The organism is Klebsiella sp. CN_Kp106, assembly GCF_040064575.1.
Lineage (GTDB): Bacteria > Pseudomonadota > Gammaproteobacteria > Enterobacterales > Enterobacteriaceae > Klebsiella > Klebsiella michiganensis.
The window spans coordinates 108,349-134,584 of record NZ_JBEAIG010000068.1 but is presented as its reverse complement, the minus strand read 5'-3'; the positions used below and the strand labels follow the sequence as shown (position 1 = coordinate 134,584).

26 protein-coding genes are annotated in these 26,236 nt (G+C 57.1%); 12 read left to right on the top strand and 14 right to left on the bottom strand.

What is annotated here, in order from left to right:
• Positions 1-8 precede the first annotated feature (8 nt).
• Positions 9-2,882: an aminomethyl-transferring glycine dehydrogenase gene (gcvP, locus tag ABLU96_RS22735; RefSeq protein ID WP_014226805.1), complete on the top strand. Its 2,874-nt coding sequence runs from the start codon at positions 9-11 to the stop codon at positions 2,880-2,882.
• 60 nt (positions 2,883-2,942) lie between these two features.
• Entirely contained in the window at positions 2,943-3,686 is a 744-nt protein-coding gene (locus ABLU96_RS22730; RefSeq protein ID WP_064375482.1) for an SDR family oxidoreductase, read from the top strand.
• Between the two features lie 107 nt (positions 3,687-3,793).
• On the opposite strand, the gene ABLU96_RS22725 is transcribed toward ABLU96_RS22730, so the two are convergent.
• The 3 genes from ABLU96_RS22725 to ABLU96_RS22715 form a co-directional block, all read right to left on the bottom strand.
• Entirely contained in the window at positions 3,794-4,285 is a 492-nt protein-coding gene (locus tag ABLU96_RS22725; protein WP_064404228.1) for a protein disulfide oxidoreductase, read from the bottom strand.
• Between the two features lie 190 nt (positions 4,286-4,475).
• Positions 4,476-5,909, bottom strand: a complete 1,434-nt coding sequence (gene bglA, locus ABLU96_RS22720) for a 6-phospho-beta-glucosidase BglA (RefSeq protein ID WP_025105966.1) — start codon at positions 5,907-5,909, stop codon at positions 4,476-4,478.
• 121 nt (positions 5,910-6,030) lie between these two features.
• Positions 6,031-6,759, bottom strand: coding sequence for a MurR/RpiR family transcriptional regulator (locus ABLU96_RS22715; RefSeq protein WP_025105967.1), 729 nt, complete (start codon positions 6,757-6,759; stop codon positions 6,031-6,033).
• 50 nt (positions 6,760-6,809) lie between these two features.
• Here ABLU96_RS22715 and yqfB point away from each other — a divergent pair, with 50 nt between their 5' ends.
• Positions 6,810-7,121, top strand: coding sequence for a N(4)-acetylcytidine aminohydrolase (gene yqfB / locus ABLU96_RS22710; protein ID WP_032720089.1), 312 nt, complete (start codon positions 6,810-6,812; stop codon positions 7,119-7,121).
• Positions 7,122-7,282: 161 nt separating this feature from the next.
• Positions 7,283-7,942, top strand: coding sequence for a hemolysin III family protein (locus tag ABLU96_RS22705; protein ID WP_014839509.1), 660 nt, complete (start codon positions 7,283-7,285; stop codon positions 7,940-7,942).
• Between the two features lie 158 nt (positions 7,943-8,100).
• On the opposite strand, the gene ABLU96_RS22700 is transcribed toward ABLU96_RS22705, so the two are convergent.
• The 8 genes from ABLU96_RS22700 to ygfZ form a co-directional block, all read right to left on the bottom strand.
• Positions 8,101-8,844, bottom strand: a complete 744-nt coding sequence (locus tag ABLU96_RS22700; RefSeq protein WP_064404226.1) for a 2-dehydro-3-deoxy-phosphogluconate aldolase — start codon at positions 8,842-8,844, stop codon at positions 8,101-8,103.
• Positions 8,831-9,940: a D-glucosaminate-6-phosphate ammonia lyase gene (gene dgaE, locus ABLU96_RS22695; protein WP_064404224.1), complete on the bottom strand. Its 1,110-nt coding sequence runs from the start codon at positions 9,938-9,940 to the stop codon at positions 8,831-8,833. The genes ABLU96_RS22700 and dgaE overlap by 14 nt, the downstream gene beginning before the upstream one ends.
• 3 nt (positions 9,941-9,943) lie before the next feature.
• Positions 9,944-10,804, bottom strand: a complete 861-nt coding sequence (locus tag ABLU96_RS22690) for a PTS system mannose/fructose/sorbose family transporter subunit IID (protein WP_163520767.1) — start codon at positions 10,802-10,804, stop codon at positions 9,944-9,946.
• Complete coding sequence (locus tag ABLU96_RS22685) at positions 10,801-11,550, bottom strand: PTS sugar transporter subunit IIC (RefSeq protein WP_004124968.1); 750 nt, start codon at positions 11,548-11,550, stop codon at positions 10,801-10,803. Before ABLU96_RS22685 ends, ABLU96_RS22690 begins: the two co-directional genes overlap by 4 nt.
• A 25-nt stretch (positions 11,551-11,575) precedes the next feature.
• On the bottom strand, positions 11,576-12,061 hold the full coding sequence (locus tag ABLU96_RS22680) for a PTS system mannose/fructose/N-acetylgalactosamine-transporter subunit IIB (protein WP_064404222.1): 486 nt from the start codon (positions 12,059-12,061) through the stop codon (positions 11,576-11,578).
• Positions 12,062-12,073: 12 nt separating this feature from the next.
• On the bottom strand, positions 12,074-12,499 hold the full coding sequence (locus tag ABLU96_RS22675) for a PTS sugar transporter subunit IIA (protein WP_004854067.1): 426 nt from the start codon (positions 12,497-12,499) through the stop codon (positions 12,074-12,076).
• 120 nt (positions 12,500-12,619) lie between these two features.
• The gene (gene dagR, locus ABLU96_RS22670) at positions 12,620-15,418 is read right to left on the bottom strand and encodes a transcriptional regulator DagR (protein ID WP_014226794.1); all 2,799 of its coding nucleotides are present in this window, start codon (positions 15,416-15,418) and stop codon (positions 12,620-12,622) included.
• 193 nt (positions 15,419-15,611) lie between these two features.
• Positions 15,612-16,595 carry a tRNA-modifying protein YgfZ gene (ygfZ, locus tag ABLU96_RS22665; RefSeq protein WP_014226793.1) on the bottom strand — a complete coding sequence of 328 codons (984 nt, stop codon included), beginning with the start codon at positions 16,593-16,595 and terminating at the stop codon, positions 15,612-15,614.
• A gap of 244 nt (positions 16,596-16,839) precedes the next feature.
• Here ygfZ and sdhE point away from each other — a divergent pair, with 244 nt between their 5' ends.
• On the top strand, positions 16,840-17,106 hold the full coding sequence (gene sdhE, locus ABLU96_RS22660) for an FAD assembly factor SdhE (RefSeq protein ID WP_004124953.1): 267 nt from the start codon (positions 16,840-16,842) through the stop codon (positions 17,104-17,106).
• A complete protein-coding gene (locus ABLU96_RS22655; protein WP_064404221.1) occupies positions 17,087-17,497 on the top strand; it encodes a protein YgfX in 411 nt (136 codons plus the stop codon). The genes sdhE and ABLU96_RS22655 overlap by 20 nt, the downstream gene beginning before the upstream one ends.
• 8 nt (positions 17,498-17,505) lie before the next feature.
• On the opposite strand, the gene fldB is transcribed toward ABLU96_RS22655, so the two are convergent.
• The gene (fldB, locus tag ABLU96_RS22650) at positions 17,506-18,027 is read right to left on the bottom strand and encodes a flavodoxin FldB (protein WP_014226792.1); all 522 of its coding nucleotides are present in this window, start codon (positions 18,025-18,027) and stop codon (positions 17,506-17,508) included.
• A 121-nt stretch (positions 18,028-18,148) separates the two neighbouring features.
• On the opposite strand from fldB, the gene xerD reads away from it, so the two are divergent.
• The 6 genes from xerD (at position 18,149) to tnpA (ending at position 24,828) form a co-directional block, all read left to right on the top strand.
• A complete protein-coding gene (xerD, locus tag ABLU96_RS22645) occupies positions 18,149-19,045 on the top strand; it encodes a site-specific tyrosine recombinase XerD (protein WP_004105555.1) in 897 nt (298 codons plus the stop codon).
• Between the two features lie 22 nt (positions 19,046-19,067).
• Positions 19,068-19,781, top strand: coding sequence for a bifunctional protein-disulfide isomerase/oxidoreductase DsbC (dsbC, locus tag ABLU96_RS22640; RefSeq protein WP_004854054.1), 714 nt, complete (start codon positions 19,068-19,070; stop codon positions 19,779-19,781).
• Between the two features lie 5 nt (positions 19,782-19,786).
• Complete coding sequence (gene recJ, locus ABLU96_RS22635; RefSeq protein ID WP_032751182.1) at positions 19,787-21,520, top strand: single-stranded-DNA-specific exonuclease RecJ; 1,734 nt, start codon at positions 19,787-19,789, stop codon at positions 21,518-21,520.
• An 85-nt stretch (positions 21,521-21,605) separates the two neighbouring features.
• Positions 21,606-22,704, top strand: a protein-coding gene (gene prfB, locus ABLU96_RS22630) for a peptide chain release factor 2 (RefSeq protein WP_100248296.1) whose coding sequence is annotated in 2 segments (ribosomal slippage) — positions 21,606-21,680 and positions 21,682-22,704 — 1,098 coding nt in all. Because the reading frame shifts where the segments join, the coding sequence is not laid out codon by codon here.
• 9 nt (positions 22,705-22,713) lie between these two features.
• Positions 22,714-24,231 carry a lysine--tRNA ligase gene (lysS, locus tag ABLU96_RS22625; RefSeq protein WP_004134430.1) on the top strand — a complete coding sequence of 506 codons (1,518 nt, stop codon included), beginning with the start codon at positions 22,714-22,716 and terminating at the stop codon, positions 24,229-24,231.
• A 159-nt stretch (positions 24,232-24,390) separates the two neighbouring features.
• The gene (gene tnpA, locus ABLU96_RS22620; protein WP_064404340.1) at positions 24,391-24,828 is read left to right on the top strand and encodes an IS200/IS605 family transposase; all 438 of its coding nucleotides are present in this window, start codon (positions 24,391-24,393) and stop codon (positions 24,826-24,828) included.
• Positions 24,829-24,905: 77 nt separating this feature from the next.
• Here tnpA and idi read toward each other — a convergent pair whose 3' ends face one another.
• Both idi and ABLU96_RS22610 read right to left on the bottom strand, forming a co-directional pair.
• On the bottom strand, positions 24,906-25,454 hold the full coding sequence (gene idi / locus ABLU96_RS22615; RefSeq protein ID WP_025105973.1) for an isopentenyl-diphosphate Delta-isomerase: 549 nt from the start codon (positions 25,452-25,454) through the stop codon (positions 24,906-24,908).
• 52 nt (positions 25,455-25,506) lie between these two features.
• A complete protein-coding gene (locus ABLU96_RS22610; protein WP_038423599.1) occupies positions 25,507-26,223 on the bottom strand; it encodes a DUF554 domain-containing protein in 717 nt (238 codons plus the stop codon).
• Positions 26,224-26,236 lie beyond the last annotated feature (13 nt).

Sequence of the window (26,236 nt, the reverse complement as noted above, 5' to 3'; positions counted from 1 at the left end):
CATCGCTCATGACCCAGACTTTAGGCCAGCTTGAAAACCGTGACGCCTTTATTGAACGTCACATCGGCCCGGATGCCCGGCAGCAGCAGGAGATGCTGAAAACCGTTGGCGCCGATTCGCTTAACGCCCTGATTGGCCAGATTGTGCCGCAGGATATCCAGCTGGCAACGCCGCCGCAGGTGGGCGAAGCAACCACGGAATTCGCCGCGCTGGCGGAACTGAAGGCGATCGCCGGTCGTAACAAGCGCTTCAAGTCGTACATTGGCATGGGCTACACCGCCGTGCAGCTGCCGCCGGTGATTCAGCGCAACATGCTGGAAAATCCGGGCTGGTATACCGCCTATACGCCTTATCAGCCGGAGGTTTCCCAGGGTCGCCTGGAATCACTGCTGAATTTCCAGCAGGTGACCCTCGACCTGACCGGGCTCGATATTGCCTCGGCCTCGCTGCTGGACGAAGCCACCGCCGCTGCGGAAGCGATGGCAATGGCCAAACGCGTAAGCAAACTGAAAAACGCCAACCGCTTCTTCGTCGCTGCCGACGTTCACCCGCAGACGCTGGACGTGGTGCGCACCCGCGCGGAAACCTTTGGTTTCGATGTGATTGTCGATGATGCGGAAAAAGCGCTCGACCATCAGGACGTCTTTGGCGTGCTGCTGCAGCAGGTAGGCACCACCGGCGAGGTTCACGATTACAGCAAACTGATAGCTGACCTGAAAGCGCGCAAAGTGATTGTCAGCGTCGCGGCCGATTTTATGGCCCTGGTTCTGCTGACTGCCCCGGGCAAGCAGGGCGCGGACATTGTGTTTGGCTCCGCCCAGCGCTTCGGCGTACCGATGGGCTACGGCGGCCCGCACGCGGCGTTTTTTGCCGCAAAAGATGAATTCAAACGCTCCATGCCGGGCCGTATTATCGGCGTATCGAAAGATGCGGCGGGTAATACCGCGCTGCGCATGGCGATGCAGACGCGCGAGCAGCATATTCGCCGCGAGAAAGCGAACTCCAATATCTGTACCTCCCAGGTGCTGCTGGCCAATATTGCCAGCCTGTACGCCGTGTTCCACGGCCCGGCCGGCCTGAAGCGTATCGCCAGCCGTATTCATCGCCTGACCGATATTCTCGCCGATGGCCTGCAGAAAAAAGGTCTTAAGCTCCGCCATGCTCACTACTTCGATACCCTGTGCGTGGACGTTGCCGATAAAGCTGCTGTGCTGGCGCGGGCGGAAGCGCTGCAGATCAACCTGCGCAGCGATATTCATCACGCCGTCGGGATCACGCTCGATGAAGCCACCACGCGCGAAGACGTCCTGAACCTGTTCCGCGCCATCGTGGGCGACGATCACGGCCTGGATATCGACACGCTGGATAAAGACGTGGCCCTGGACAGCCGTTCGATCCCGGCCAGCATGCTGCGTGACGATGCGATCCTCACTCATCCGGTGTTCAACCGCTACCACAGCGAAACCGAGATGATGCGCTATATGCACGCGCTGGAGCGTAAGGATCTGGCGCTGAATCAGGCGATGATCCCGCTGGGCTCCTGCACCATGAAGCTGAATGCCGCCGCCGAGATGATCCCGATCACCTGGCCGGAATTCGCCGAACTGCATCCGTTCTGCCCGGTTGACCAGGCCGAAGGCTATCATCAGATGATTGCCCAGCTCTCCGACTGGCTGGTTAAGCTGACCGGCTATGATGCGGTCTGCATGCAGCCGAACTCCGGCGCGCAGGGCGAATACGCGGGCCTGCTGGCGATTCGCCATTACCACGAGAGCCGCAACGAAGGGCATCGCGATATCTGCCTGATCCCAAGCTCTGCGCACGGCACCAACCCGGCTTCCGCGCAGATGGCGGGAATGCAGGTGGTGGTGGTCGCCTGCGATAAAAATGGCAACATCGATCTGGCGGATCTGCGGGCGAAAGCCGAGCAGCATGCGGCGAACCTCTCCTGCATCATGGTGACCTATCCGTCCACCCATGGCGTTTATGAAGAGACTATTCGCGAAGTGTGCGAAGTGGTGCATCAGTTTGGCGGCCAGGTTTACCTTGACGGCGCGAACATGAACGCCCAGGTCGGCATTACCTCTCCGGGCTTTATCGGCGCGGACGTCTCGCACCTCAACCTGCATAAAACCTTCTGCATTCCGCACGGCGGCGGCGGCCCGGGTATGGGGCCGATCGGCGTGAAATCGCATCTGGCGCCGTTTGTGCCGGGCCACAGCGTGGTGCAAATTGAAGGCATGCTGACCCGCCAGGGCGCGGTTTCCGCCGCGCCGTTCGGCAGCGCCTCCATTCTGCCGATCAGTTGGATGTATATCCGTATGATGGGCGCAGAGGGGCTGAAACAGGCGAGCCAGATGGCGATTCTGAACGCCAACTACATCGCTACCCGGCTGAAAGACGCGTTCCCGGTGCTGTATACCGGCCGCGATGGTCGCGTGGCGCACGAATGTATTCTGGATATTCGTCCGCTGAAAGAAGAGACCGGCATCAGCGAGCTGGATATTGCCAAGCGACTGATTGATTTTGGTTTCCACGCTCCGACCATGTCCTTCCCGGTTGCCGGCACGCTGATGGTGGAACCGACCGAATCGGAAAGCAAAGTGGAGCTGGACCGCTTTATCGATGCGATGCTGGCGATTCGCGGCGAGATCGACCGCGTGAAAGGCGGTGAATGGCCGCTGGAGGATAACCCGCTGGTGAACGCGCCGCATACTCAGGGTGAACTGGTGAGCGAGTGGAACCATCCGTACACCCGTGAACTGGCGGTCTTCCCGGCGGGGCTGAACAACAAGTACTGGCCGACCGTTAAGCGTCTGGACGATGTTTACGGCGATCGTAATCTGTTCTGCTCCTGCGTGCCGATGAGCGAATACCAGTAATCTGCTGATTAGACTATCTTTTAAAGGCGCTGCGGCGCCTTTATTTTTTGGGAGAATGGCATGACGATAGCTTTGGTGACGGGCGGCAGCCGGGGAATAGGTAAAGCGACGGCGCTGCTGCTGGCGCAGGAAGGCTATACCGTGGCGGTGAATTACCATCAAAATAGCGCTGCCGCGACCGGCGTGGTGAACGAAATTATCGCCAGCGGCGGCAAAGCCGTTGCGCTACGGGCGGACGTCAGCGATGAAGCGCAGGTGATAGCGATGTTTACCGCTATCGATCGCCTCGGCGAACCGCTCGCCGCGCTGGTCAATAACGCCGGCATTTTATTTACCCAGGGGACGATTGAAAGCCTTTGCGCGGAGCGGATTAACCGGGTGCTGGCCACCAACGTGACCGGCTACTTCCTCTGCTGCCGGGAAGCGGTAAAGCGGATGTCGTACAAGCACGGCGGTAAGGGCGGGGCGATTGTGAATGTGTCGTCCGCGGCATCGCGCCTCGGGGCGCCGGGGGAGTATGTGGATTATGCCGCGTCAAAGGGCGCGGTTGATACTCTGACCACCGGCCTGTCGCTGGAGGTGGCGGCGCAGGGGATTCGGGTTAACGGCGTGCGCCCCGGCTTAATTTATACCGACATGCACGCCAGCGGCGGTGAACCGGGGCGCGTGGATCGCGTGAAGTCGATGCTGCCCATGCGGCGCGGCGGGCAGCCGGAGGAGGTGGCTCAGGCCATCGTCTGGCTGCTGAGTGAGAAGGCTTCCTACGTGACCGGCAGCTTTCTGGAGCTGGCAGGCGGGAGATAATCGGCAACTCGTTTCCGGGGGGGGCTAACGCCTTGCCCGGGATACAAAATCTGTTTACCTCACCCCATCCCTGGCCCTGCTAAGCGCTGCGCAAGCAGGGAAATGCGCTACGACGCCAGCCACAGCCGCAGGCGCATCCCCCAGCCGCTGGTCCAGCCGGTGGTGACTGACTTCACCTCGCCGCGCGAGATCACCACAAGGGTCGGCGTGACCTGCACCTCCCACCGTTGGGATAGCTGACCGCTGGCGTCATTGATCGTCGGCAGCGCCATTTTTTTATGCGCCAGCCATCGCGCCAGAGCGGCGTTGTCGCCGGAGCGTAGCGCTATCGTCATCACATTGCCGCCATCGTTGGCTAAAGCGGCCACCGACGGGGTGGTATAGCGGCAAACGCCGCACCAGGTGGCCCAGACGTACAGCAGCAAAGGGCGCTCGTGGCTCATTGCCGCCAGATCGACCGTTCGGCCATCAAGCGTTTGCAGCGGCATGCTGGAGAAATTCTGCGGCAGCGCGGGCCTGCGCAGGTAATCCACCGCCAGGCTGACGGCGGCGACAATCAGCAGCCATATCAGGATCTGTCTGAAGACGTTTAGCATCATTTTTCTACATTGTGATGCGCCGGAAAGGCCGGCAGCGTGCGGCGTTGATTCACGAAGTCAGCGTCAGCGACTCAACGATTGATGTGGTTTATCTTATCGGCTGAGCGTGGGTTAGCAATGCTAAAGCTGTAAAGAAGTGTCTGTTTTGTGGTAAGTTTTGCCCCCTTCCGGCTGAAAAGGGGCAAGATGATTACAGTTTCTCGCCGTTGCTGGCGATAACCTCTTTGTACCAGTTAAAGCTCTTCTTGCGCGAGCGGGACATATCGCCGGTACCATCGTCATGTTTGTTGACGTAGATAAAGCCGTAGCGCTTGCTGTACTGACCGGTCGTGAAGGAGACGCAGTCGATGCAGCCCCACGGGGTATAGCCCATTAGCTCAACGCCGTCGTAAGTCACCGCTTTGATCATCTCTTCGACGTGAGCGCGCAGATAGTCGATGCGATAGTCGTCGTTGATGCTGCCGTCTTCTTCGACTTTATCGTACGCGCCGAAGCCGTTTTCGACGATAAACAGCGGCTTCTGGTAGCGCTCATACAGTTCACACAGCGCATAGCGCAGGCCGACCGGGTCAATCTGCCAGCCCCAGTCGGAGGCTTTGACGTGCGGGTTGGGCACGCTGCCTTCAAAGCCGGAGATCGCGTCGCCGGTGCCGCCTTCCGCTTTCACCGCGTTGGTCATGTAGTAGCTGAAGCCGAGATACGCGCAGGTGCCTTCGCGTAGGATTTGCGCATCGCCGTCCTCCATGTTGATATTGAAGCCGCGGCGTTCCCATTCGTTCAGGACGTAGCTCGGGTAGTAGCCGCGCAGCTGGACGTCGGTAAAGACGTAGCGTTCACGCATTGATTCCTGGGCAAACATCACGTCTTCCGGCTTGCAGGAGAACGGATAGAGGGCGACCATTGCCAGCATGCAGCCCACCTGCATCTCCGGATTGATTTGACGCGCTGCCTTCACCGCCAGCGCGCTGGCGACAAACTGATGGTGCAGCACCTGGTACATGGTCTCTTCCGGGTTTTCATGCTCGGTATAGACCACGCCGGAGCAGCAGTAGCCAAACAGCGGCGCGCGCCAGTTACGCTGGTTGTTGATCTCGTTAAAGGTCATCCAGTATTTCACTTTGTGCTTATAGCGCTCGAAGACCACTTCGGCGAAGCGCACAAAGAAATCGACCACTTTGCGGTTGGTCCAGCCGCCGTACTGCTGAACCAGATGCAGCGGCATCTCAAAGTGGGAGAGGGTAATAACCGGTTCGATGTTGTACTTCAGCAGTTCATCGAACATGTCATCGTAGAATTTCAGCCCTTCTTCATTCGGCTGGCTTTCGTCGCCCAGCGGGAAGATGCGCGTCCAGGCGATAGAGGTGCGGAAGCACTTGAAGCCCATCTCGGCGAACAGCTTGATGTCTTCTTTGTAGCGGCCGTGGAAATCGATGGCTTCGTGGTTCGGATAGTACTTGCCCGGCTCTACCTGCTGGGTTATCTCGCGCGGCACGCCGTGCGCGCCGCCGGTAAGCACGTCGCAGATGCTCGGGCCTTTGCCGTCTTTATTCCAGCCGCCTTCAACCTGGTGCGCGGCGACGGCGCCACCCCATAAAAAGTCTTTTGGTAAAGGAATTTTCTTCATCTTTGCTCATCTCGTCTTAATGACTTGTTGGCTGCGAGTCTAACAAAGGGAATATAAATGTCACGATATAACAATTTGCCCGGAATGGAATTTGTTACATCGAAAAAACACCCTGTTATTTTCAGGCGAGTTTGCGCGCTAATTTACGCCCAAGCGTTTCCAGAATATAAATGACCGGGATCTGGGTGGTAATGTCATAGACGCCGCCGATGCGCGTTTGCGGAACGTGCCAGGAGAGATTAAAGTCGGCAAGCTTTGCCAGCCGCGAGTGCTCGTGGCTGGTGATGGACATCACTTTACAGCGGTGCAGGCTGAACTGGCTGGCGAAGCGCAGGATCTCTTCGGTTTCGCCGGAGACCGACAGCACGATGGCCAGCGCATTACGCGCCATATCATTGGTCACCGGGAAATAAGGGTCGTCGATATGGTTACTGAATTTCCCGACGTTAGAAAAGAAACGCGCGCCATATTTTGCCAGCGCGCCGGAGGTGCCGGCGCCAACAAAAATAATACGTTCTGAAGACAGAATAATATCGACCGCCTGCTCAAGCAGCTGGTCAAATTCATCGTTATTAACGCTTTTAAAAAAGCTCATTATTTCGCTGGCACCGATATTTGCCTGTTGAGGCTCATTCTGCTCCAGATATAATTTAAAGCGTACGCGAAACTCCGAGTAGCCTTCGCACTGCAGCTTGCGACAGAAGCGCAAAACGGTAGTCGTGGAGACTCCGGCCGCTTCCGCCAGCTCGCGGATGGTCATGTACATCACTTTGTCGCGATTTTTAATGACGTAGTGATAGACCATCATCTCTAGATTATTGAGACTGGCGATAGCGGCGTGGGAGAAGATACTCACAGTGGCAAACTCACAATTCATAATGACCAGGACGGAATGATATCATGCAGCCAAATGACATAACCTTTTTTCAGCGTTTTCAGGACGACATCCTCGCCGGACGCAAAACCATTACCCTCCGCGATGCTGCGGAATCGCACTTTAAAACGGGCGATGTGCTGCGCGTTGGCCGCTATGAAGATGACGGCTATTTTTGCACCATTCGCGTGGTGGCCACCTCAACGGTGACGCTGGATACGCTGAGTGAACTGCACGCGCAGCAGGAGAATATGACCCTGGCGCAGCTGCGTGAGGTGATTGCGGAGATCTATCCTGAAGAAAAGCAGTTTTATGTTATTGAATTCGAAAAGCTTTAATTAAATAGTGAACGTCTGTTAGTTGAAATTTTTATGTAACCTATTGATTTTATACTGTTCATAAATATTCATCTTTTTATTTTAGCGAACAGGTGTTCACTGGAATCATTCTCAGTTAACCTAAGTGTGCATTGAAAGCGTACTTGTTTTCGGAGTCAAATATGGTTCGCAAATCGTTAATCACACAGGGATATTCTCTGGCAGAGGAAATTGCCAACAGCGTCAGTCACGGGATTGGGCTGGTGTTCGGTATCGTCGGTCTGGTGCTGCTGCTGGTGCAGGCGGTGGACAGCAACGCCGGCGCCACGGCCATTACCAGCTACAGCCTGTACGGCGGCAGCATGATTTTGCTGTTCCTCGCCTCGACCCTCTATCACGCGATTCCGCATCAGCGGGCTAAGCTGTGGCTGAAAAAATTCGACCACTGCGCCATCTATTTGCTGATTGCCGGGACCTACACGCCGTTTCTGCTGGTGGGGCTAAATTCGCCGCTATCGCGTGGGCTGATGATCGTCATCTGGAGCCTGGCGCTGCTGGGGATCCTGTTTAAGCTGACCATTGCGCATCGTTTTAAGATCCTCTCTTTAGTGACCTACCTGACCATGGGCTGGCTGTCGCTGATCGTCGTTTATCAGCTGGCGATTAAGCTGGCGGTGGGCGGCGTGACGCTGCTTGCCGTGGGTGGCGTGGTCTATTCGCTGGGGGTTATTTTCTACGTCTGCAAACGTATTCCGTACAACCACGCTATCTGGCACGGTTTTGTCCTGGGCGGCAGCGTGTGCCACTTCCTGGCCATTTATTTGTACGTCGGGCAGGTTTAAATTTCGCGAAATCTCCCGGCTCGCGCTACGCTTAGCCGGGCTACAGGTTCACCGTCGTCTGAGGGCTGGTAGCCCGGACATGGCGCGCCAGCGCCGCCTCCGGGACATTCTCCGTTGGTGATGGCTTGCCTGCCTGGGCTACGGCCCGGTGTTTTTATTCAGACCACGGCTTTCACGATATCCATTAATCTGCGGATATCTTCTGGCCGGGTATTGCCGGTTTGCGGGTCGATTATCGAGCTGTAAACATGGGGCATCACGCGAGGTACGCCTGCTTTCAGACAGCTTTGCAAAATAATGCCAAAGTTATCGAGATCGATTCCGCCGGTTGGTTCGATTAACGTCATCCCGTTACGGGCTGCCGTGGTCGCCAGCATATACAGCTCCGGTAACGACTTTTCGCCGCCCATGGGGAAAAACTTCGCCGCATGGGCCCCCATGTCCTGCATCATGCGTACCGCCGCATCGCAGGAGACGCGGGTCGGCGTGCCCTGACAGCTGCTGACGCCGGTGGAGATAAGAACCTCGCCAGGGGTTCCCGTCGGGCTGACCAGCGCGTTAATGCAGGTTTGCTGCCCCCCCGTAGCCGCCAGCGCCCCTGCGGCAAACCCGCAGCCGGTAAAGGTCTGATTAACGTGCGCCGGGTGAAGCGCTGACGCGATCATCGCCGCTTTGTAATACTGCGCAGGATCGCCGGCGCCCAGGCCTACGGAGATGGAGGGTATCTCCGCCATCCAGCGTTTTACCTCCTGAACACCTTCTTCCACGGAGGCAAACTGTGCCGAGAGGACGCCAATCGCCGCATGGCCTTCGGCGGCATCATAAATGTCCCGGGCGTTGGCGATATCTTTCGCCAGCACGTTAATCGCGACGCGTTGACGGTAAAAATTAATTTGCTGCATGGTCTGCAATCTCCTTTAGGCGCGCCACGATCAGGCTCATTTCACCCTCGGCTACCGTTCGTGGGTCCAGGCTAAAAACCCCCTGATGGAGGTTATAGCGCCGGGCGTAAATGGCGATCTCGCCGTTGCGCAGCTGTGCTTCGACTTCGCGGGCATCCAGGCCCAGCTCCTGGGCATTCACCTGAATGCGGATACGCCAGATCGCGCGTCCGGCTTCATCCTGCTCAATATCGGCTTGTAAGCCGTTTATCGTTGAGATCGCTTTCGCGACGGGCAGGAGTTCCTCGGCTGTGACCCCCTTCTGCCCCTGATGATAGTGTTCCAGCGCATAAACCAGACCGACCATATTCTCCTTGCCGATTTTCATCGCCCGGGCAATACCGTGATGCTGCGCCTTACACGCCGCTATCCACTGTTTTTTCCCGGTGATGAATCCGGAGGTGGGCGCGTTAAACGCTTTTGCCCCGCTATAGATAACCATGTCCGCTCCGCTCGCCGCCCAGACGCGTAAATCCTCCTCGGCGGCGGCATCGACAATCAGCGGCAGGTTGTGAGTCTGTGCGACCTGCACGAAATCCTCGATACTCAACATCCCTTTTTGCACGCAGTGGTGTGATTTCACATACAGCAGGGCGGCGGTGCTGGTAGAGATCGCGCTCTCCAGCTGCCAGCGCGCCGCCAGATTGCTTGAACCGACCTCCACAACGCGCCCACCGCCTAAGCGAATCGCGCTGGTGATGGGCGCGCCGTAATCGACGTTATGACCGCGGAGCATGACGACTTCGTTGGCCATACCGCGACTGTCCGGCATCTGCATCACTCGCGCCTGGTCGCCATGGGTAATCGCGGCGGCCACGGCGATGGCGATTCCCGCCGAGGCGCAGGAGGTGATATAGCTGTCCTCCGCGCCGGTAAAGCGGGAGACCCGCTCGCCGGTTCGGTCTACCAGCCTGTCGATTTCCACAAAGGCCGATGCCGCCCGCGCCGTTGCCTGCATCACCTCCGGCGCCACGCTGGAAACGCCCAGAATCGTCATTTTGCCGCAGGCGTTAATCACCTGTTTTAACCCCAGCTGTTGATAGATATTCTGCGTCATGGTTTACAGCACTCCCAGCAGCGAACAGACCACGCTGAGCGCGACAATTGACAGCAGAATGGTGGTGTAGCGCGGCCCTTTCTTCACCAGATAGAAGTAGATGGCAAACACCGCCGCCAGCGGCAACAGGCCGGGCGCGATAGAGTCGAGGATTTGCTGGACCACCACCTCCGAGCCCTTCAGCGCGCTGAGCTTTAAGGGGGTCGTTATTTTGACGTAGCTTGCGGAGAGCGCGCCCATCATTATCAGGCCCAGCACGTTCGCGCCGTAGATAAGCTCCTTAATTCGCCCTCCCTGGAGCAGACCGATGATTGAGTCGCGTCCCAGCGTGTAGCCTTTGTGCACCATGCCGTAGCTGATCGCCAGCGTAATGGCCGGATAGAGAATTAAGGGCACAATGCCGCCCATCGCGCTGCCGCTGGCGGCGAACGGGATGAAAATCGCAATCAGCAACGGCATGACGGCCGCCCAGATGATGGAGTCCCCCATTCCGGCCAGCGGCCCCATCAGCCCGGTTTTAATCCCGGTGATAGACGCGTCGCTAATCGGTTCACCGCGGGTTTTCTGCTCCTCCATCGCAATCGAGATCCCCTGAATCACCGCGCCAAAGGTCTGCTCAGAGTTGAAGAAGTTCAGATGGCGTTTTAGCGCCTCCACCTGCTCTTCTTTTTGCGGGTAGAGTTTTTTGATAATCGGCGTCATTGAGGCGCAGAAAATCAGGCTTTGTAAACGCTCATAGGAGCTGGAAACTTCTGCACCCAGCCAGTAAATAAACCAGGCTTTGGTGATGTCCGCTTTGGTCAGCGTGCTGTTCTCCCGCGCGCGCTCCACCAGTTCATGCTGCATTACATCGCTGCTCATCATGCTGCTCCTTCATTTTTCGCCAGGCCCTTAATCAGGAAGGCCACGCAGGTACCAAAGATTGCCATCGCCATAATGTCCACCTTCAGGTACAGCACCGCAAAGAATCCGCCGATAAACCACGGCAGCAGGCTCTTCTTACCGATCACCATGATGGTGATGGCAAAGCCCAGCGCCGGCAGAATGCCGCCCATAATTTCAAAGGAGTGGGTCAACCAGTGCGGCATCAGCTTGAGGAAACTTTCCACCACGTCCTGGCCAAAATAGTTGGCAGCAAACACCACCGGGAAACGCAGCACCAGGCCGAGCAACGCCGGGTAGAGGAACGCGCAGCGCATAATACCGCCCATGTTGGCCGTTTCCGCGTGTTTATCCGCCATATGCACCCACGCGGCGTTCAGCGTGCGTCTGAGCTGGTCAAGGAAAACGCCGATCACGCCAAACGGGATGGCCAGCGCGATGGCCAGGTTCGGGTCCATCCCGGCTTTTACGGCGATAGGAATCGAGATACAGGCGGCCAGCGCCGGATCTGACGGCACGTTACCCCCGGGCGTTGAGGTCACGCCGAGGTAAACCAGCTGCATACCTGCGCCAATAATCATCGCCGTTTCCATATTGCCCAACAGCAGGCCGACAAAAACGGCGATTACAACAGGTTGTAACAGCATGGCGGAGAAGGTGTAGCCAAGGCGTAAGCGGGCAAACCAGTAATACAACCCCATCAGGCTTGCGAAGACTAAAGTATCCATAATTATTTACCCTGTTATCAGAGGATTAGAATTTTTTCAGGATATCGTCCAGCGACAGCGGCTTATCTTCCGGGATAGTCTGGAAGACCGCCTTAATCCCTCGACTTTTCAGGTCGTGAAGAATGCCAACATCTTTTTCATCCAACGTGATGTTCTGGAAAACGACCTTGCGGTTCGGCCCGCCGCCTAAGCCACCAACCTGAATGGCGGAAACATCAAATCCGAGCTGTACGGCCTCCTGAATCGCCGCGAGAGAGGGGAACAGCACCAGCACGCTGCCGTCGCCAAGCTGGTTTTCTTTCCACGATGCGGCAAAGCTCTGATTGCTGTAGCAATCCACTTTGATGTTTGGCGGTGCCGCCATCAGATAGATATTTTTCATAAACGGATCGGCGTCCAGCTCATCACTCACTACCGCAATCCGGTTGGCCTGGGATTGTCCGACCCACTTCGTCACCACTTGTCCATGAATGAGGCGGCTGTCGATGCGACATAACACGATGTTAGCCATGATATTTTTTCCTTATTGTGATTGTTGTAATTGCCGAACGTGGGCGACAACGTCCAGACAGCTGCTGCGCGCGGCTTCCACTAATTCAGCTACGCAGGCGGATAGCGGTCCCTGTTCCCGCTTGTCCAGCGCCTCCAGCAGCAGCGAGGCATTCAGTCCGGAAATCACCGCCACCGGATAATCGGCGCTTAGCCGCGCGGCCACGTTAGAGGTGGTCCCGCCAATAAAATCGGTCAGAATAAGCGAGCCTTCGGGCAGGGTTTTCACGACGGCTTCTACGCGCTGATAAAACTCGCCCAAGGTATCGACGGGCATCAGGGCGATTTCCGTTACGCCTTTAATTTCGCCCGTCACCATGCACAGGCTGTTGCAGAGCTGTTGCCCCCAGCCGCCATGGGTCAGCAGCAGGATCTGGGACAAAGGTTCAGTGGTAATCAAAATGGCCTCCTGGCGCTATTACGTTGATATACGTAATAAGAGCAAAGGCTGTGCCAGAATTTGTGTCACATGGGGGGCGAAGAGGGGCAGGCGCGGCGTAAAGCCACGCCAGTTAAAGGATCAGCGATACAACAGTTCGTAGATATAAAAATATTCCGCGTCGGATAAACGAATGGCATAAGCCTCTTCGATCGGCTGGAAGGCGGATTTAATGACACTAAACGCGCGGACGTCCAGCGCGGGCTGGCTCTCCAGCGACATCTGTAACGGTTTCCGGTTAATTACGATACGCTCGACCATGCAACAGCAGTGGATCAGGAAGCGCAGTGTCACCTGGCGGCTGGGTTTCAGCGAAAGCGAGGTGGTTAAATGGTTAAACACCCCCTCCATCTCTTTGAGAATGCGCTGGGGATTGAGTACCGAAATATGATTGATGATGCTTTCCATGGTCAGCGCGCTGATGAAGCGCATCGCGCTGCGCTCCATCTCCAGACGGCGCTCACTGCTTGAGAGGTCCGGCGTGAGCAGGCTGAGCACCAGTTCCGGCCCCTGCTCGGAGAACAGCTCTTCAAGCGAGATAAACGGAATATCCGGCAGCCCCGGCTGGAAGGTGCCGACAATCCCCGCCAGTCGCTCACCGGCCAGCAGCGACTGCTGAACGCGCTCCAGGCTGCGAACCTCGTTGTAATCGAGGATCACCATTCGCGTATCCTGCGACATCAGCTCGCCAAAACTTTCCTCCAGCACTTTTTTGATTTTCTCTGCGGTTCCCATGCCGGTAATGCAGGAGATCACCAGCACCTTACCGCCGTTCTCCTGCTGCGGAGTACAGAGCTGACAGGGGATATTTTTACTCTGCAGTAATTCCGCCAGCTGCGGTAGCTCGCTGGTTTCATAGCTTAAATCCAGCCCCAGCTCCAGCAGACTGGTCAGCGTAATATTGGGCATTAACAGGACGTCAATCTGGAATAGCTTGCTGATGGTGCTGCCAAAATGCACCAGCGAGCCGATATCCACCATCAGAATTAGCCGCCGGTAGCGTTGGCTCTGGATCCGCTGGGTTAGCGTTTCCAGCGTGTCATGCACCGACTGCTCAAAGGGCATATCGATGGCGCTGAATAGCTCGCGCTCCAGCACCCGGTTGACGTACTGCGCCTGACTGGTCGCCGTCGTCGCGCCGTGGGCGATTAAAATGACGCCGCAGTCGGGACTGGCGTCGATCCGCTGGCGATAATGGCGGCACTCTTTCAGGAACAGACATAGCCAGACGACCTCCGTCGCCGGGCACTGAATATGCAGCAGTTCGTTGATTTTCCGGCACAGCAGAGTCGCGTTTTCATACTCGTCTTTGCAGCGGTCGAGGATCAGGCTGGAGGAGTAGAGCTGTGGGATCAGCCCGCGCTGCACGTAGCCAATCAGCGCCAGAAAGTGTTTACGCAGCGGATTCATCAGGTTTTCTGGCAGCGTAAAGCCCAGCACCTGTTCCACACAGCCAATTAGCAGGGTCACCCGCTCTTCAATCCGATCGCCATAGCGCGGCGGATGGGCCACGCTGTCGCGGCTGTAGAGACCATATTCAAAGATAGAACTGAGTTTGTTTTTGAGGATCGCCAGCGTCTCAGCCGGTGGGACGTTGCTGTTGCGCAGGTTGACGTATTCGCGGGTCAGGAAGCTGTAAAACAGATCGCTTTCTTCGATCTCCGCTCCTGTCGCCAGAGAGGTTTTCAATGCGGGTAACGTGCGCGCATCGACGCTTAGCCGATCCTGGCCGTCAAACAAGGTATCGACCAGCAGACGCTGTTCCGGGGTGGCGTTGAACGGCACTTCTACCAGCCGTTTATCCAGCTGGAGCGTGTCGTTATGCTCGGTCATTCCCGCGGCCCACGCCTGGGCGCAAAGAAACTGGATATCGCTTTTGAGCTGGCCGATATTGCCTTCCAGCGGTTTATTCAGCAGCCAGAGCAACAGCGTTTTGTCGATACTGACCGTACGCTCAATTTTGCGGCTCTCGCGCTGGAGAAAACCGACAATAAGTTCCACCTGTTCTTCCACCGAGCGCTGACGGATCCCGGGGAGATCGATACAGACCTGGATGCGCCTCTGGAACGTTCGCAGCAGGGCTGAGCTGACCGGTTCGGTGGTGGCGCAAATCAAGCGCACCGTGATGGACCGCGCCGTGGCGCTTGAACCGAGCGGGCGATATTGGCCTTTGTCGAGAATGGAGAAGAGTTTTTCCTGTCCTTCATACGGCAGGCGGTGCACCTCATCAAGCAGCAGATATCCGCCGTCAGCCTGCTCCACCAGACCGGCTTTATTCTCACTGGCGCCGGTAAATGCGCCCTGCCGATGGCCGAACAAATGCGAAGAGAGTAGCTCCGGGTTATGCGCATACTCGGCGCAGTTAAAGTAGACCAGCGGCGGGGGAGAACCCGCCGCATGCTCGCAGGCAAAACGGTGCATCAGCTCGGCAAAGAAAGTTTTACCTACTCCGGAGGGGCCGGTCAGCAATACGTGGAGCCCGTGAGGATAAAGCACCGCTGCGCGGCCTTTTTCCACCGCATCACGGAGGCTGCGATCGTAGCCAATCAGGCCGCTGAAGGGGTCATCCGTTGAGCAACCTTCCTGATGCGGCAGAAGGTCGGCAACCGTGCGCACTTCACATTCGGTATCATTCAGTCTGCGCCCCAGCAGCGTTTCCATTGCCTGGCGGTGCCAAAAGAACACGGGGCGTCCTCTGCTCTTAATCGCCAGGCCGTCGTTCCATAACTGATTGAGGTCTTTGCTGACCGAGTTGCGCGCAAGCCCGAGGTTAAAGCCGATGGCTTCCGCCGTAAATGCCGTTTCCTGTTCCAGATCCGCAAGATTCAGCCCGCGAGTTAACCGCTCCAGCTCTCCCAGTATGACCTCAATCCGTCTCATCTCTTTTACCGCTTAAGAAATAAATGATTGTTCAGAACATACACTATTCTTCTACGCAAGAAAGTGGCCTGGGCCAGAGATGGCGCATTTGCGCAAAGCGCGCGGCCGCGGGTGTTTCGTGGTTTGCGGGTGGGGTAGCCCAGACAGGCGCGGGATTGCCGCCTCCGGGGAGAAGGCGGCAGGGAATATCGCTTTAACTCTCTTCCAGCGAATACGGCAGCGGCTCGATGCTCAGGCTACCGGCATCATCGCGTACGCGAAACACGCTGTCCGGCTCCATATCGTTATTCATCACCACCTGTACCAGCAGGCGACCGTCGTCCAGCTGCACGGCCGCTAAAACGGTGCCGGTTCGGCGCCAGTTTTCACCCATCTTCAGCTCCAGGTCTTCCCCGGCCTCAGGCACGCGGCTGGCTGTTCCCGCCAGATACCACAGGGCGCGCTTGTTGGCGCCGCGGAATTTAGCGCGGGCAACCATCTCCTGGCCGGTATAGCAGCCTTTCTTAAAGCTGATGCCGCCCAGCGCCTGTAGGTTGGTGGCCTGCGGAATAAACTGCGCGCTGTTGGCGCTGTCGATAACCGGCAGCCCGGCTTCAATATTCAGCGCCAGCCACTGCTGGCTGTTGTTGAGCTGCGCTTCACCGCGTAGCGCATCGGTGATGCGGGTGGCGGTTGCCACATCGGTCACCAGCAGGAAACGCTCGGCCGGATGCGCAAACCACAGCACGCTGGTGGCACCTTCGCTGACAACCTGTTTCTCGGCGTTCGGCAGCTCACTAAACAGCGGCGACAGCGCAGCGCGCGCCTGAAACCCGGCAACGCCCAGCAGTACGGATTCATCATCGGCGGCGATGGTCACTTTAGAGAACACCGCGTATTTTTTCAGTTCGGTCAGCTGCGCATCGCGCAGGCTGCGGCGCTCAATCCACGCAAAACCCTCGTTGCGGCGGAAAACGCGCAGATTGCTCCACATCTTGCCCTTGGCGTCACAATGCGCGGCAAGCAGATGCTGCTCGTCGGTCAGGTGGCTGACGTCGGCGGTAATCTGCCCCTGCAGATATTTTTCGCCATCCGGACCGGTAATCGTCGCCAGCGCCCAGTCGTCCAGCGTCATCAGCGTTAACGGCAGACGAGCGGAAGAGGAAGGCTGACGCGGAGGAAAAGGTGTAAAAGCCATAGTCATATCCTGAATAGCTTAACGCAGAGTGTGTGACTAATGGTAAAAGAGCTATGGTGCAATGCAAGCGCTTTTGACAGGCCATTCGTGCCCTCAAAGACGGGGCGCTGAAACCAGCGAAATAATAAATGGCCTGATTATTTTAGGGTTTTCATGGAATAGCGCTCGCGAAACTTGATATTCCAGTGAAGTCAGCGCCGAAAACGGGTTAAACTAAGAGATATTTATAAGCAGGAAGTAAAACATGGACATTAACAATAAAGCCCGCATCCACTGGGCATGCCGTCGAGGTATGCGTGAACTCGATATCTCCATCATGCCGTTTTTCGAGCATGAGTACGATACGCTCAGCGATGGCGACAAAGCGTTATTCATCCGCCTGCTGGAAAACGACGATCCGGATCTGTTCAACTGGTTGATGAATCATGGCGAGCCGGCTGATGCAGAACTGCAGCGGATGGTAAAATTAATTCAGACACGGAATCGGGAACGTGGTCCTGTGGCAATCTGATTTACGCATCTCGTGGCGAGCGCAGTGGTTTTCGCTGCTGATGCACGGCGTGGTGGCGGCGCTGGTGCTGCTGATGCCCTGGCCGCTGAGCTATACCCCGCTGTGGCTGATACTGCTGTCGCTGGTGGTGTTCGACTGCGTGCGCAGCCAGCGGCGGATCCATGCCCGTCAGGGAGAAATCAAACTGCTGATCGACTCCCGTCTGCGCTGGCAAAAGGCGGAGTGGGATATCATCGGCACCCCGTGGGTGATTAACAGCGGAATGCTGCTGCGCCTGCGGAATACGGAAAACCAACGAACCCAGCATTTGTGGGTCGCGGCGGATAGCATGGACTCGGGAGAATGGCGAGACCTGCGTCGGCTGGTGTTGCTAAAACCGACGCAAGAGTAGGCAAGGACTCAGGAGAACTGCTCAGCCATTTCACCGAGGATTTGCTCGCACCAGTTCTGAATGCGCTCATCGCTCAGGTCGTACTGGTTCGTTTCATCAAGCGCCAGGCCAACGAACAGCTGCCCATCGGCAATGACCGGTTTCGGGCTGGTGAATTCATAGCCTTCAGTAGGCCAGTAGCCGATAAACTTAACCCCTTTGGTCGCCAGCTTATCGTGCAGCATGCCGAGCGCATCAAGGAACCATTCGCCGTAGCCTAGCTGGTCGCCCATGCCGTACAGCGCGACGATTTTACCCTGCAGATCCAGCGTATCGAGCTGCTGCCAGACCGCCTCCCAGTCCTCCTGGATCTCGCCGAAATCCCAGGTTGGAATGCCGAGGATCAGCACATCGTATTGCGTCATCAGGGCAGGGGAATCATCTTTCAGGTTGTGCAGCGTGACCAGTTCAGGGCCGATAATATCGCGGATTTTTTCCGCCGCCATTTCGGTGTAGCAGGTGCTGGAACCGTAAAAAAGACCTATGTTCATCGCGGAAACGTCTCAATTCTTGCTGTGACTTTGCGCTTAGTGTACCAGAAAGGCCGCGCCCGCCTGCAACTCGAATTATTTAGGGTATAATGGCGCCGTTTTAATAAGCAAAGAGGCCAGAGTGGAACAGGATCTCGCACAAATCGAGCAGTTTCTTGATGCCTTATGGCTGGAGCGGAATCTGGCGGAGAACACGCTAAGCGCCTACCGCCGGGACCTGACGATGGTGGTCGAATGGCTGCATCATCGTGGCCTGTCGCTTGCCAGCGTCAGCGGCGAAGATCTCCAGTCGCTGCTGGCGGAGCGGCAAACCGGCGGCTATAAAGCCACCAGCACCGCGCGCCTGCTAAGCGCCGTGCGCCGTTTCTTCCAGCATCTTTACCGGGAGAAAATTCGCCCGGACGATCCCAGCGCGCTGCTGGCCTCGCCAAAGCTGCCGCAGAGGCTGCCGAAGGATCTGAGCGAGGCGCAGGTGGAACGCCTGCTCCAGGCGCCGCTGGTTGAACAACCGCTGGAGCTGCGCGATAAAGCGATGCTGGAAGTGCTGTACGCCACCGGTCTGCGCGTTTCCGAGCTGGTGGGCCTGACCATGAGCGACATTAGCCTGCGACAGGGCGTGCTGCGCGTGATTGGTAAAGGAAATAAAGAACGTCTGGTACCGCTGGGTGAAGAGGCGGTGCTGTGGGTTGAGAATTACCTTGAATACGGGCGCCCCTGGCTGCTGAACGGCGTGGCGTCCGATGTGCTTTTTCCCAGCCAGCGCGCGCAGCAGATGACGCGCCAGACGTTCTGGCATCGAATTAAGCACTATGCCGTACTGGCGGGGATTGACAGCGAAAAGCTCTCCCCGCACGTGTTACGCCATGCGTTCGCGACGCATTTACTTAACCATGGCGCCGACTTACGCGTGGTGCAGATGCTGTTAGGACACAGCGATCTCTCCACGACGCAGATCTACACCCACGTGGCGACCGAGCGTCTGCGACAACTCCACCAACAGCATCACCCGCGTGCGTGAGTGCTGAAAAAAAGGACTGAGTATGAAAAAAGGTTTACTGATGTTCACTCTGCTGGCGACCACCTTATCCGGTGCGGCGCATGCCGATAGCGCGGCGATCAAGCAACTGCTGGCGAAGCTGGGCGTGCAGAGTTCGGACGTGCAACCTTCGCCGATCAAAGGCATCAGCACCGTATTGACGGACAGCGGCGTGATATACGTTACCGATGACGGTAAGCACATTATCCAGGGGCCGATGTACGACGTCAGCGGCGCGCAGCCGGTAAACGTCACCAATACGCTGCTGGCCGGTAAGCTGAACGCGCTGGAAAAAGAGATGATCGTCTATAAAGCGCCGCAGGAAAAACACGTCATCACCGTCTTCACCGATATTACCTGTGGTTATTGCCATAAATTGCATGAGCAGATGAGCGACTATAACGCGCTGGGTATTACCGTGCGCTATCTGGCCTTCCCGCGCCAGGGGCTGCAAAGCGAAGCCGAGCAGAATATGAAGGCTATCTGGTGCGCTAAAGATCGTAACAAAGCGCTGGATGACGCGATGAGCGGTAAGGGCGTGCAGCCGGCCAGCTGCGATGTTGATATCGCTAAACACTACATGCTGGGCGTGCAGCTTGGCGTTAACGGTACGCCAGCGATGGTGCTGAGCGACGGCACGCTGATGCCCGGCTATCGCGATCCTAAAGACCTGAAAGCGCTCCTTGATGAGCATCAAAAACAGACAAGCGGTAACTGATTCGCGTGAAACAACAGATACAACTACGCCGCCGCGAGGCGGCTGACGGCGTCGATTTACCTGCCGATCTCCCACCGCTGCTGCAGCGGCTGTACGCCAGCCGCGGCGTGCGTAGCGCGCAGGAGCTGGAGCGCGGCGTGAAAGGCATGCTGCCGTGGTCGCAGCTGACCGGCGTCGAAAAAGCGGTAGAGATGCTCTACGGGGCATTTAAGCAGGGGCTGCATATTGTGGTGGTCGGCGATTTTGACGCCGACGGCGCCACCAGCACCGCGCTGAGCGTTCTGGCCCTGCGGGCGCTGGGCTACGGCAACGTCTCGTACCTGGTGCCAAACCGTTTTGAAGATGGCTACGGCCTGAGCCCGGAAGTGGTCGATCAGGCTCACGCCCGCGGCGCGCAGATGATTATGACCGTGGATAACGGTATTTCTTCGCACGCTGGCGTCGATCGCGCCCATGCGCTGGGTATTCCGGTGCTGGTGACCGATCACCACCTGCCGGGGGATTCGCTGCCCGCGGCGGAAGCGATTATTAACCCGAACCTGCGCGACTGTGAGTTTCCGTCGAAATCGCTGGCCGGGGTGGGCGTGGCTTTTTATCTGATGCTGGCGCTGCGCACTTTTCTGCGCGATAAAGGCTGGTTTGAGGAGCGCGGCATTGCGCCGCCTAATCTGGCTGATCTCCTCGATCTGGTGGCGCTCGGCACCGTGGCGGACGTCGTACCGCTGGATGCCAACAACCGTATTCTGACCTGGCAGGGGCTGAGCCGCATCCGGGCGGGGAAATGCCGTCCGGGCATTAAGGCGCTGCTGGAGATCGCCAACCGCGACCCGCAAAAGCTGGCGGCAAGCGATCTCGGCTTCGCGCTCGGTCCGCGCCTGAACGCCGCGGGCCGGCTGGACGATATGTCCGTCGGCGTGGCGCTGCTGCTGTGCGACAACACCGGCGAAGCGCGGGTGCTGGCCAATGAGCTGGACGCGTTGAACCAGACGCGCAAAGAGATAGAGCAGGGGATGCAGGCGGAAGCCCTGACCCTGTGTGAGAAGCTGGAGCGCAGCGGTGAGACGCTGCCCGGCGGCCTGGCGATGTACCATCCGCAGTGGCACCAGGGCGTCGTCGGCATTCTGGCCTCGCGTATCAAAGAGCGTTTCCATCGTCCGGTTATCGCTTTTGCGCCCACCGGCGACGGTACGCTCAAAGGCTCCGGTCGGTCGATTCAGGGGCTGCATATGCGCGATGCGCTGGAGCGTCTGGATACGCTCTATCCCGGGCTGATTCTGAAGTTTGGCGGCCATGCCATGGCGGCGGGGCTATCGCTGGAAGAGGCGCGCTTTGAAGAGTTCCAGCAGCGCTTCGGCGAGCTGGTGACCGAGTGGCTCGATCCTGCGCTGCTGCAGGGGGAAGTGGTCTCCGACGGTCCGCTGGCGGCGGCAGAGATGAGCATGGAGGTCGCGCAGATGCTGCGCGACGCCGGACCGTGGGGGCAGATGTTCCCGGAGCCGCTGTTTGACGGCCGTTTCCGTCTGCTACAGCAGCGCCTGGTCGGCGAGCGTCATCTGAAGGTGATGGTTGAGCCGGTCGGCGGCGGCCCGCTGCTGGACGGTATCGCGTTCAATGTTGATACTTCCCTTTGGCCGGATAACGGCGTTCGCGAAGTTCAGCTTGCCTATAAGCTTGATATCAATGAGTTCCGCGGCAACCGCAGCCTGCAGCTGATCATTGACCACCTCTGGCCAAATTGAGAACAGTATATTAATGAGGGCGCGAATCCGGTAGAATTCCGCTCTTATCACCGCATTTTGACGAATCCATTAAAAGAAACCGACCATGTTTGAAATAAATCCGGTAAAAAACCGTATTCAGGACCTCACGGAGCGCTCGGACGTTCTTAGGGGGTATCTTTGACTACGATGCTAAGAAAGAGCGTCTCGAAGAAGTAAACGCCGAGCTGGAGCAGCCTGACGTCTGGAACGAACCAGAGCGTGCGCAGGCGCTGGGTAAAGAGCGTTCCTCGCTGGAAGCCATCGTTGATACGCTGGATCAGATGTCTCAGGGGCTGGAGGACGTTTCCGGCCTGCTGGAGCTGGCCGTTGAAGCCGAAGACGAAGAGACCTTCAACGAAGCCGTCGCCGAGCTCGATGTGCTGGAAGAGAAGCTGGCGCAGCTGGAATTCCGCCGGATGTTCTCCGGTGAATACGACAGCGCCGATTGCTACCTCGATATCCAGGCCGGTTCCGGCGGAACGGAAGCGCAGGACTGGGCCAGCATGCTGATGCGCATGTATCTGCGCTGGGCCGAAGCGCGCGGCTTCAAGACCGAGATCATCGAAGAGTCTGAAGGCGAAGTGGCGGGCATTAAGTCCGTGACCATCAAGATTATCGGCGACTACGCCTACGGCTGGCTGCGTACCGAAACCGGCGTTCATCGCCTGGTGCGTAAGAGCCCGTTCGATTCCGGCGGCCGCCGCCACACCTCTTTCAGCTCCGCCTTCGTTTATCCGGAAGTGGATGACGATATTGATATCGACATCAACCCGGCGGATCTGCGCATTGACGTTTATCGCGCATCCGGCGCGGGCGGTCAGCACGTTAACCGTACGGAATCCGCGGTGCGTATTACCCACATTCCGACCGGCTTAGTGACCCAGTGCCAGAACGACCGTTCACAGCACAAGAACAAAGACCAGGCCATGAAGCAGATGAAAGCGAAGCTTTATGAGCTGGAAATGCAGAAGAAAAATGCCGAGAAGCAGGCGATGGAAGATACCAAATCCGACATCGGCTGGGGCAGCCAGATCCGTTCTTACGTGCTGGATGACTCCCGCATTAAAGATCTGCGCACCGGGGTGGAAACCCGCAACACTCAGGCGGTGCTGGACGGCAGCCTGGATCAATTTATCGAAGCAAGTTTGAAAGCAGGGTTATGAGGAACCAACATGTCTGAACAACAAGCACAGGGCGCTGACGCGGCAATTGACCTTAATAATGAACTGAAAGCCCGTCGTGAGAAGCTGGCCGCGCTGCGTGAGCAGGGTATCCCGTTCCCGAATGATTTCCGTCGTGACCACACCTCAGACCAACTGCACGCTGACTTCGATGGCAAAGAAAACGAAGAGCTGGAAGCGCTGAACGTTGAAGTCGCCGTCGCTGGTCGCATGATGACCCGTCGTATCATGGGTAAAGCCTCCTTCGTTACGCTGCAGGACGTTGGCGGCCGCATTCAGCTGTACGTCGCCCGCGACGATCTGGCGGAAGGCGTCTATAACGAGCAGTTCAAAAAGTGGGACCTCGGCGATATCATCGCGGCGCGCGGTAAGCTGTTCAAAACCAAGACCGGCGAGCTCTCTATTCACTGCACCGAGCTGCGTCTGCTGACCAAAGCCCTGCGCCCGCTGCCGGACAAATTCCACGGTCTGCAGGATCAGGAAGCGCGCTATCGTCAGCGCTACCTGGATCTGATCTCCAACGATGAATCGCGCAATACCTTTAAAGTGCGTTCGCAGATCCTGGCGGGCATCCGCCAGTTCATGGTCGGCCGCGGCTTTATGGAAGTTGAAACCCCGATGATGCAGGTGATCCCCGGCGGTGCTTCCGCGCGTCCGTTCATCACCCATCACAACGCGCTGGATCTGGACATGTACCTGCGTATCGCGCCGGAACTGTACCTGAAGCGTCTGGTGGTTGGCGGCTTTGAGCGCGTGTTCGAAATCAACCGTAACTTCCGTAACGAAGGTATCTCCGTTCGCCATAACCCAGAGTTCACCATGATGGAACTCTATATGGCGTATGCGGATTACAAAGATCTGATTGAGCTGACCGAATCCCTGTTCCGCACCCTGGCGCAGGACGTTCTGGGCCATACTGAAGTGCCTTACGGCGATCAGACTTTTGATTTCGGCAAGCCGTTTGAAAAGCTGACCATGCGCGAAGCGATCAAGAAGTATCGTCCGGAAACCGAGATGGCCGATCTGGATAACTTCGATTCTGCAAAAGCCATTGCGGAAAGCATCGGTATCCACGTTGAGAAGAGCTGGGGTCTGGGCCGCATCGTGACCGAGATCTTCGAAGAAGTGGCGGAAGCGCACCTGATTCAGCCGACCTTCATTACCGAATATCCGGCAGAAGTTTCTCCGCTGGCGCGTCGTAACGACGAGAACCCGGAAATCACCGACCGCTTTGAATTCTTCATCGGCGGGCGTGAAATCGGTAACGGCTTTAGCGAGCTGAACGATGCGGAAGACCAGGCGCAGCGTTTCCTCGATCAGGTTAACGCGAAAGCCGCCGGTGACGACGAAGCGATGTTCTATGACGAAGACTACGTTACCGCGCTGGAGCACGGTCTGCCGCCGACCGCGGGCCTCGGTATCGGTATCGACCGTATGGTGATGCTGTTTACCAACAGCCACACCATCCGCGACGTGATCCTGTTCCCGGCGATGCGTCCGGTAAAATAAGCATTACGCGAATTAACAAACCCAGCAGAGCTGGGTTTTTTTATCCCTGCATGAACACCACCTCCTATGGAGGTGGTCAGCAATAAGTTGGCTCTGCCAGTAATGCTACTCATGGGAAAATCCGAATCTGTTATCCCCATAACTGATAAGGATTTAACCATGAGTAGATTCCAGAAAGCATCTCATGTGCACTGGTGTTGTCAATATCATATCGTATGGACACCCAAGTACCGATTTCGCATCCTTAGGAACAATGTTGGTAAAGAGGTCTATAAGCAGATAAGGATCTCAAGTGAGCAGCTTGGGATAGAAGTAGTGGAGCTGAATGTCCAGATAGACCATGTCCATTTGCTGGTAAAAGTGCCTCCACGGCTTTCGATTTCCCATGTAATAGGCCACTTAAAGGGTAAAACAGCCCTTCGATTGTTCAGTAAATTTCCCTACTTGCGTAAGAACAAGCTGTGGGGGAATCATTTTTGGGCAAGAGGTTATTGTGTCGACACCGTAGGTATAAACGAAGAAATGATAAGAAAGTACGTGAAGTATCAGGAAAAACATGAAGTTGAAGAGAGCCAGCTTCCACTGAAAGAAGTGTGAAGGGAAGGCTCTCTGAGTCTGGACTTAGTGCGCCCCTATGGGGCGAAATCAATGCCACCTGCTATGCAGGTGGTTTTTTACGCCTGGTTGCTAAAGCTGATTAATGCGTTACGCGCATTATCGTCCGCCGCCTGCAGCACCATCCACGGGCTAAAAGCCCAGGGCGTCGCGCGAATCCCGCTTAACACATCCGCAAGATTGCTCCACTGAAAATCCATCACTTCGTCAGGATTTATCCGTAACGCGCTGGCGACTCGTGCCGCATAGACCGGGCAGACCTCGTTTTCGACAATGCCATTCGGCGCAACGGCCCGATAGCGGAACCCCGGGAAGACCGGGGCGATGCGGGTAATCTCAACGCCGAGCTCAAAGCGGCAGCGGCGCTCAACGGCCTGTTCGAAGGTTTCGCCGGTTTGCGGATGCCCGCAGACTGAGTTCGTCCATACGCCTGGCCAGGCTTTTTTGCCCAGCGAACGGCGCGTGACCAGCAGCTGACCTTGTTCATTGAACAGCCAGCAGGAAAACGCGAGATGCAAAGGGGTATCGAGGGTGTGGGCGGCATACTTCTCCAGCATACCTGTAGGCTTATCTTGCTCGTCCAGCAAAATGACATGTTCCCCGGCCATGACAACTCCTGAAATAAAAAATGACCCGGCACAAACCCGCCGGGTCATGTACTCAGGCCACTAGGGTAGCCCATAAATGGGACAAAGGCATTACCAAAACAAGCCCTGGCAGCATGTTGGCTACCGGAAAGAGCTTAATGTTACAGATGCGCAACCCTGTCGCCACCATCAGCAGTCCGCCGGCGCAGGAGAAATCCGCCATCATGTCAGGCGAGATCGACGGCAGAATAACCACCGCCAGCATCGCCAGCGCCACCTGAATAATGACCTGCGGGACAGCAATGGTCATTACCGCGTAGCCCAGCAGCGTCGCAAAGATCCCGGCGGTAAACAGATCGAGAATCGTTTTGATATACAGAATCGACGGATCGCCGCTCATGCCTTCGGTCATCGCGCCGAAAATGCCGGTGCCGCTGGCGCAAAACAGAACCAGGATAGCGACGAATTTCTCGGTAAACTCTTCGTGGCCGAGGCCATTGACCGGCGGCAGCACCTTGTTGATCAAGCCGCGCGTGGAGCCTGCGGCTTTACCGATGCCTTTTTCCAGATGCAGCAGTTCGCCGAGGATGGCGCCAATCACCATGGCCAGCACGACGGCGGGCATATATTTCACTTTGAGCACCAGCGTGATGCCAAGACCAACGGAGCACAGGCCGAAGGTCATCGGCAGCGCCGTTTTTACGCGCTCGGGGAGCTTGCCGCCCGCCGCAGCGCCGATGAGTCCGCCGATAATCACGGCGGCTCCGTTTACATATGGGCCAATTAACATTGAGTCATTTCCG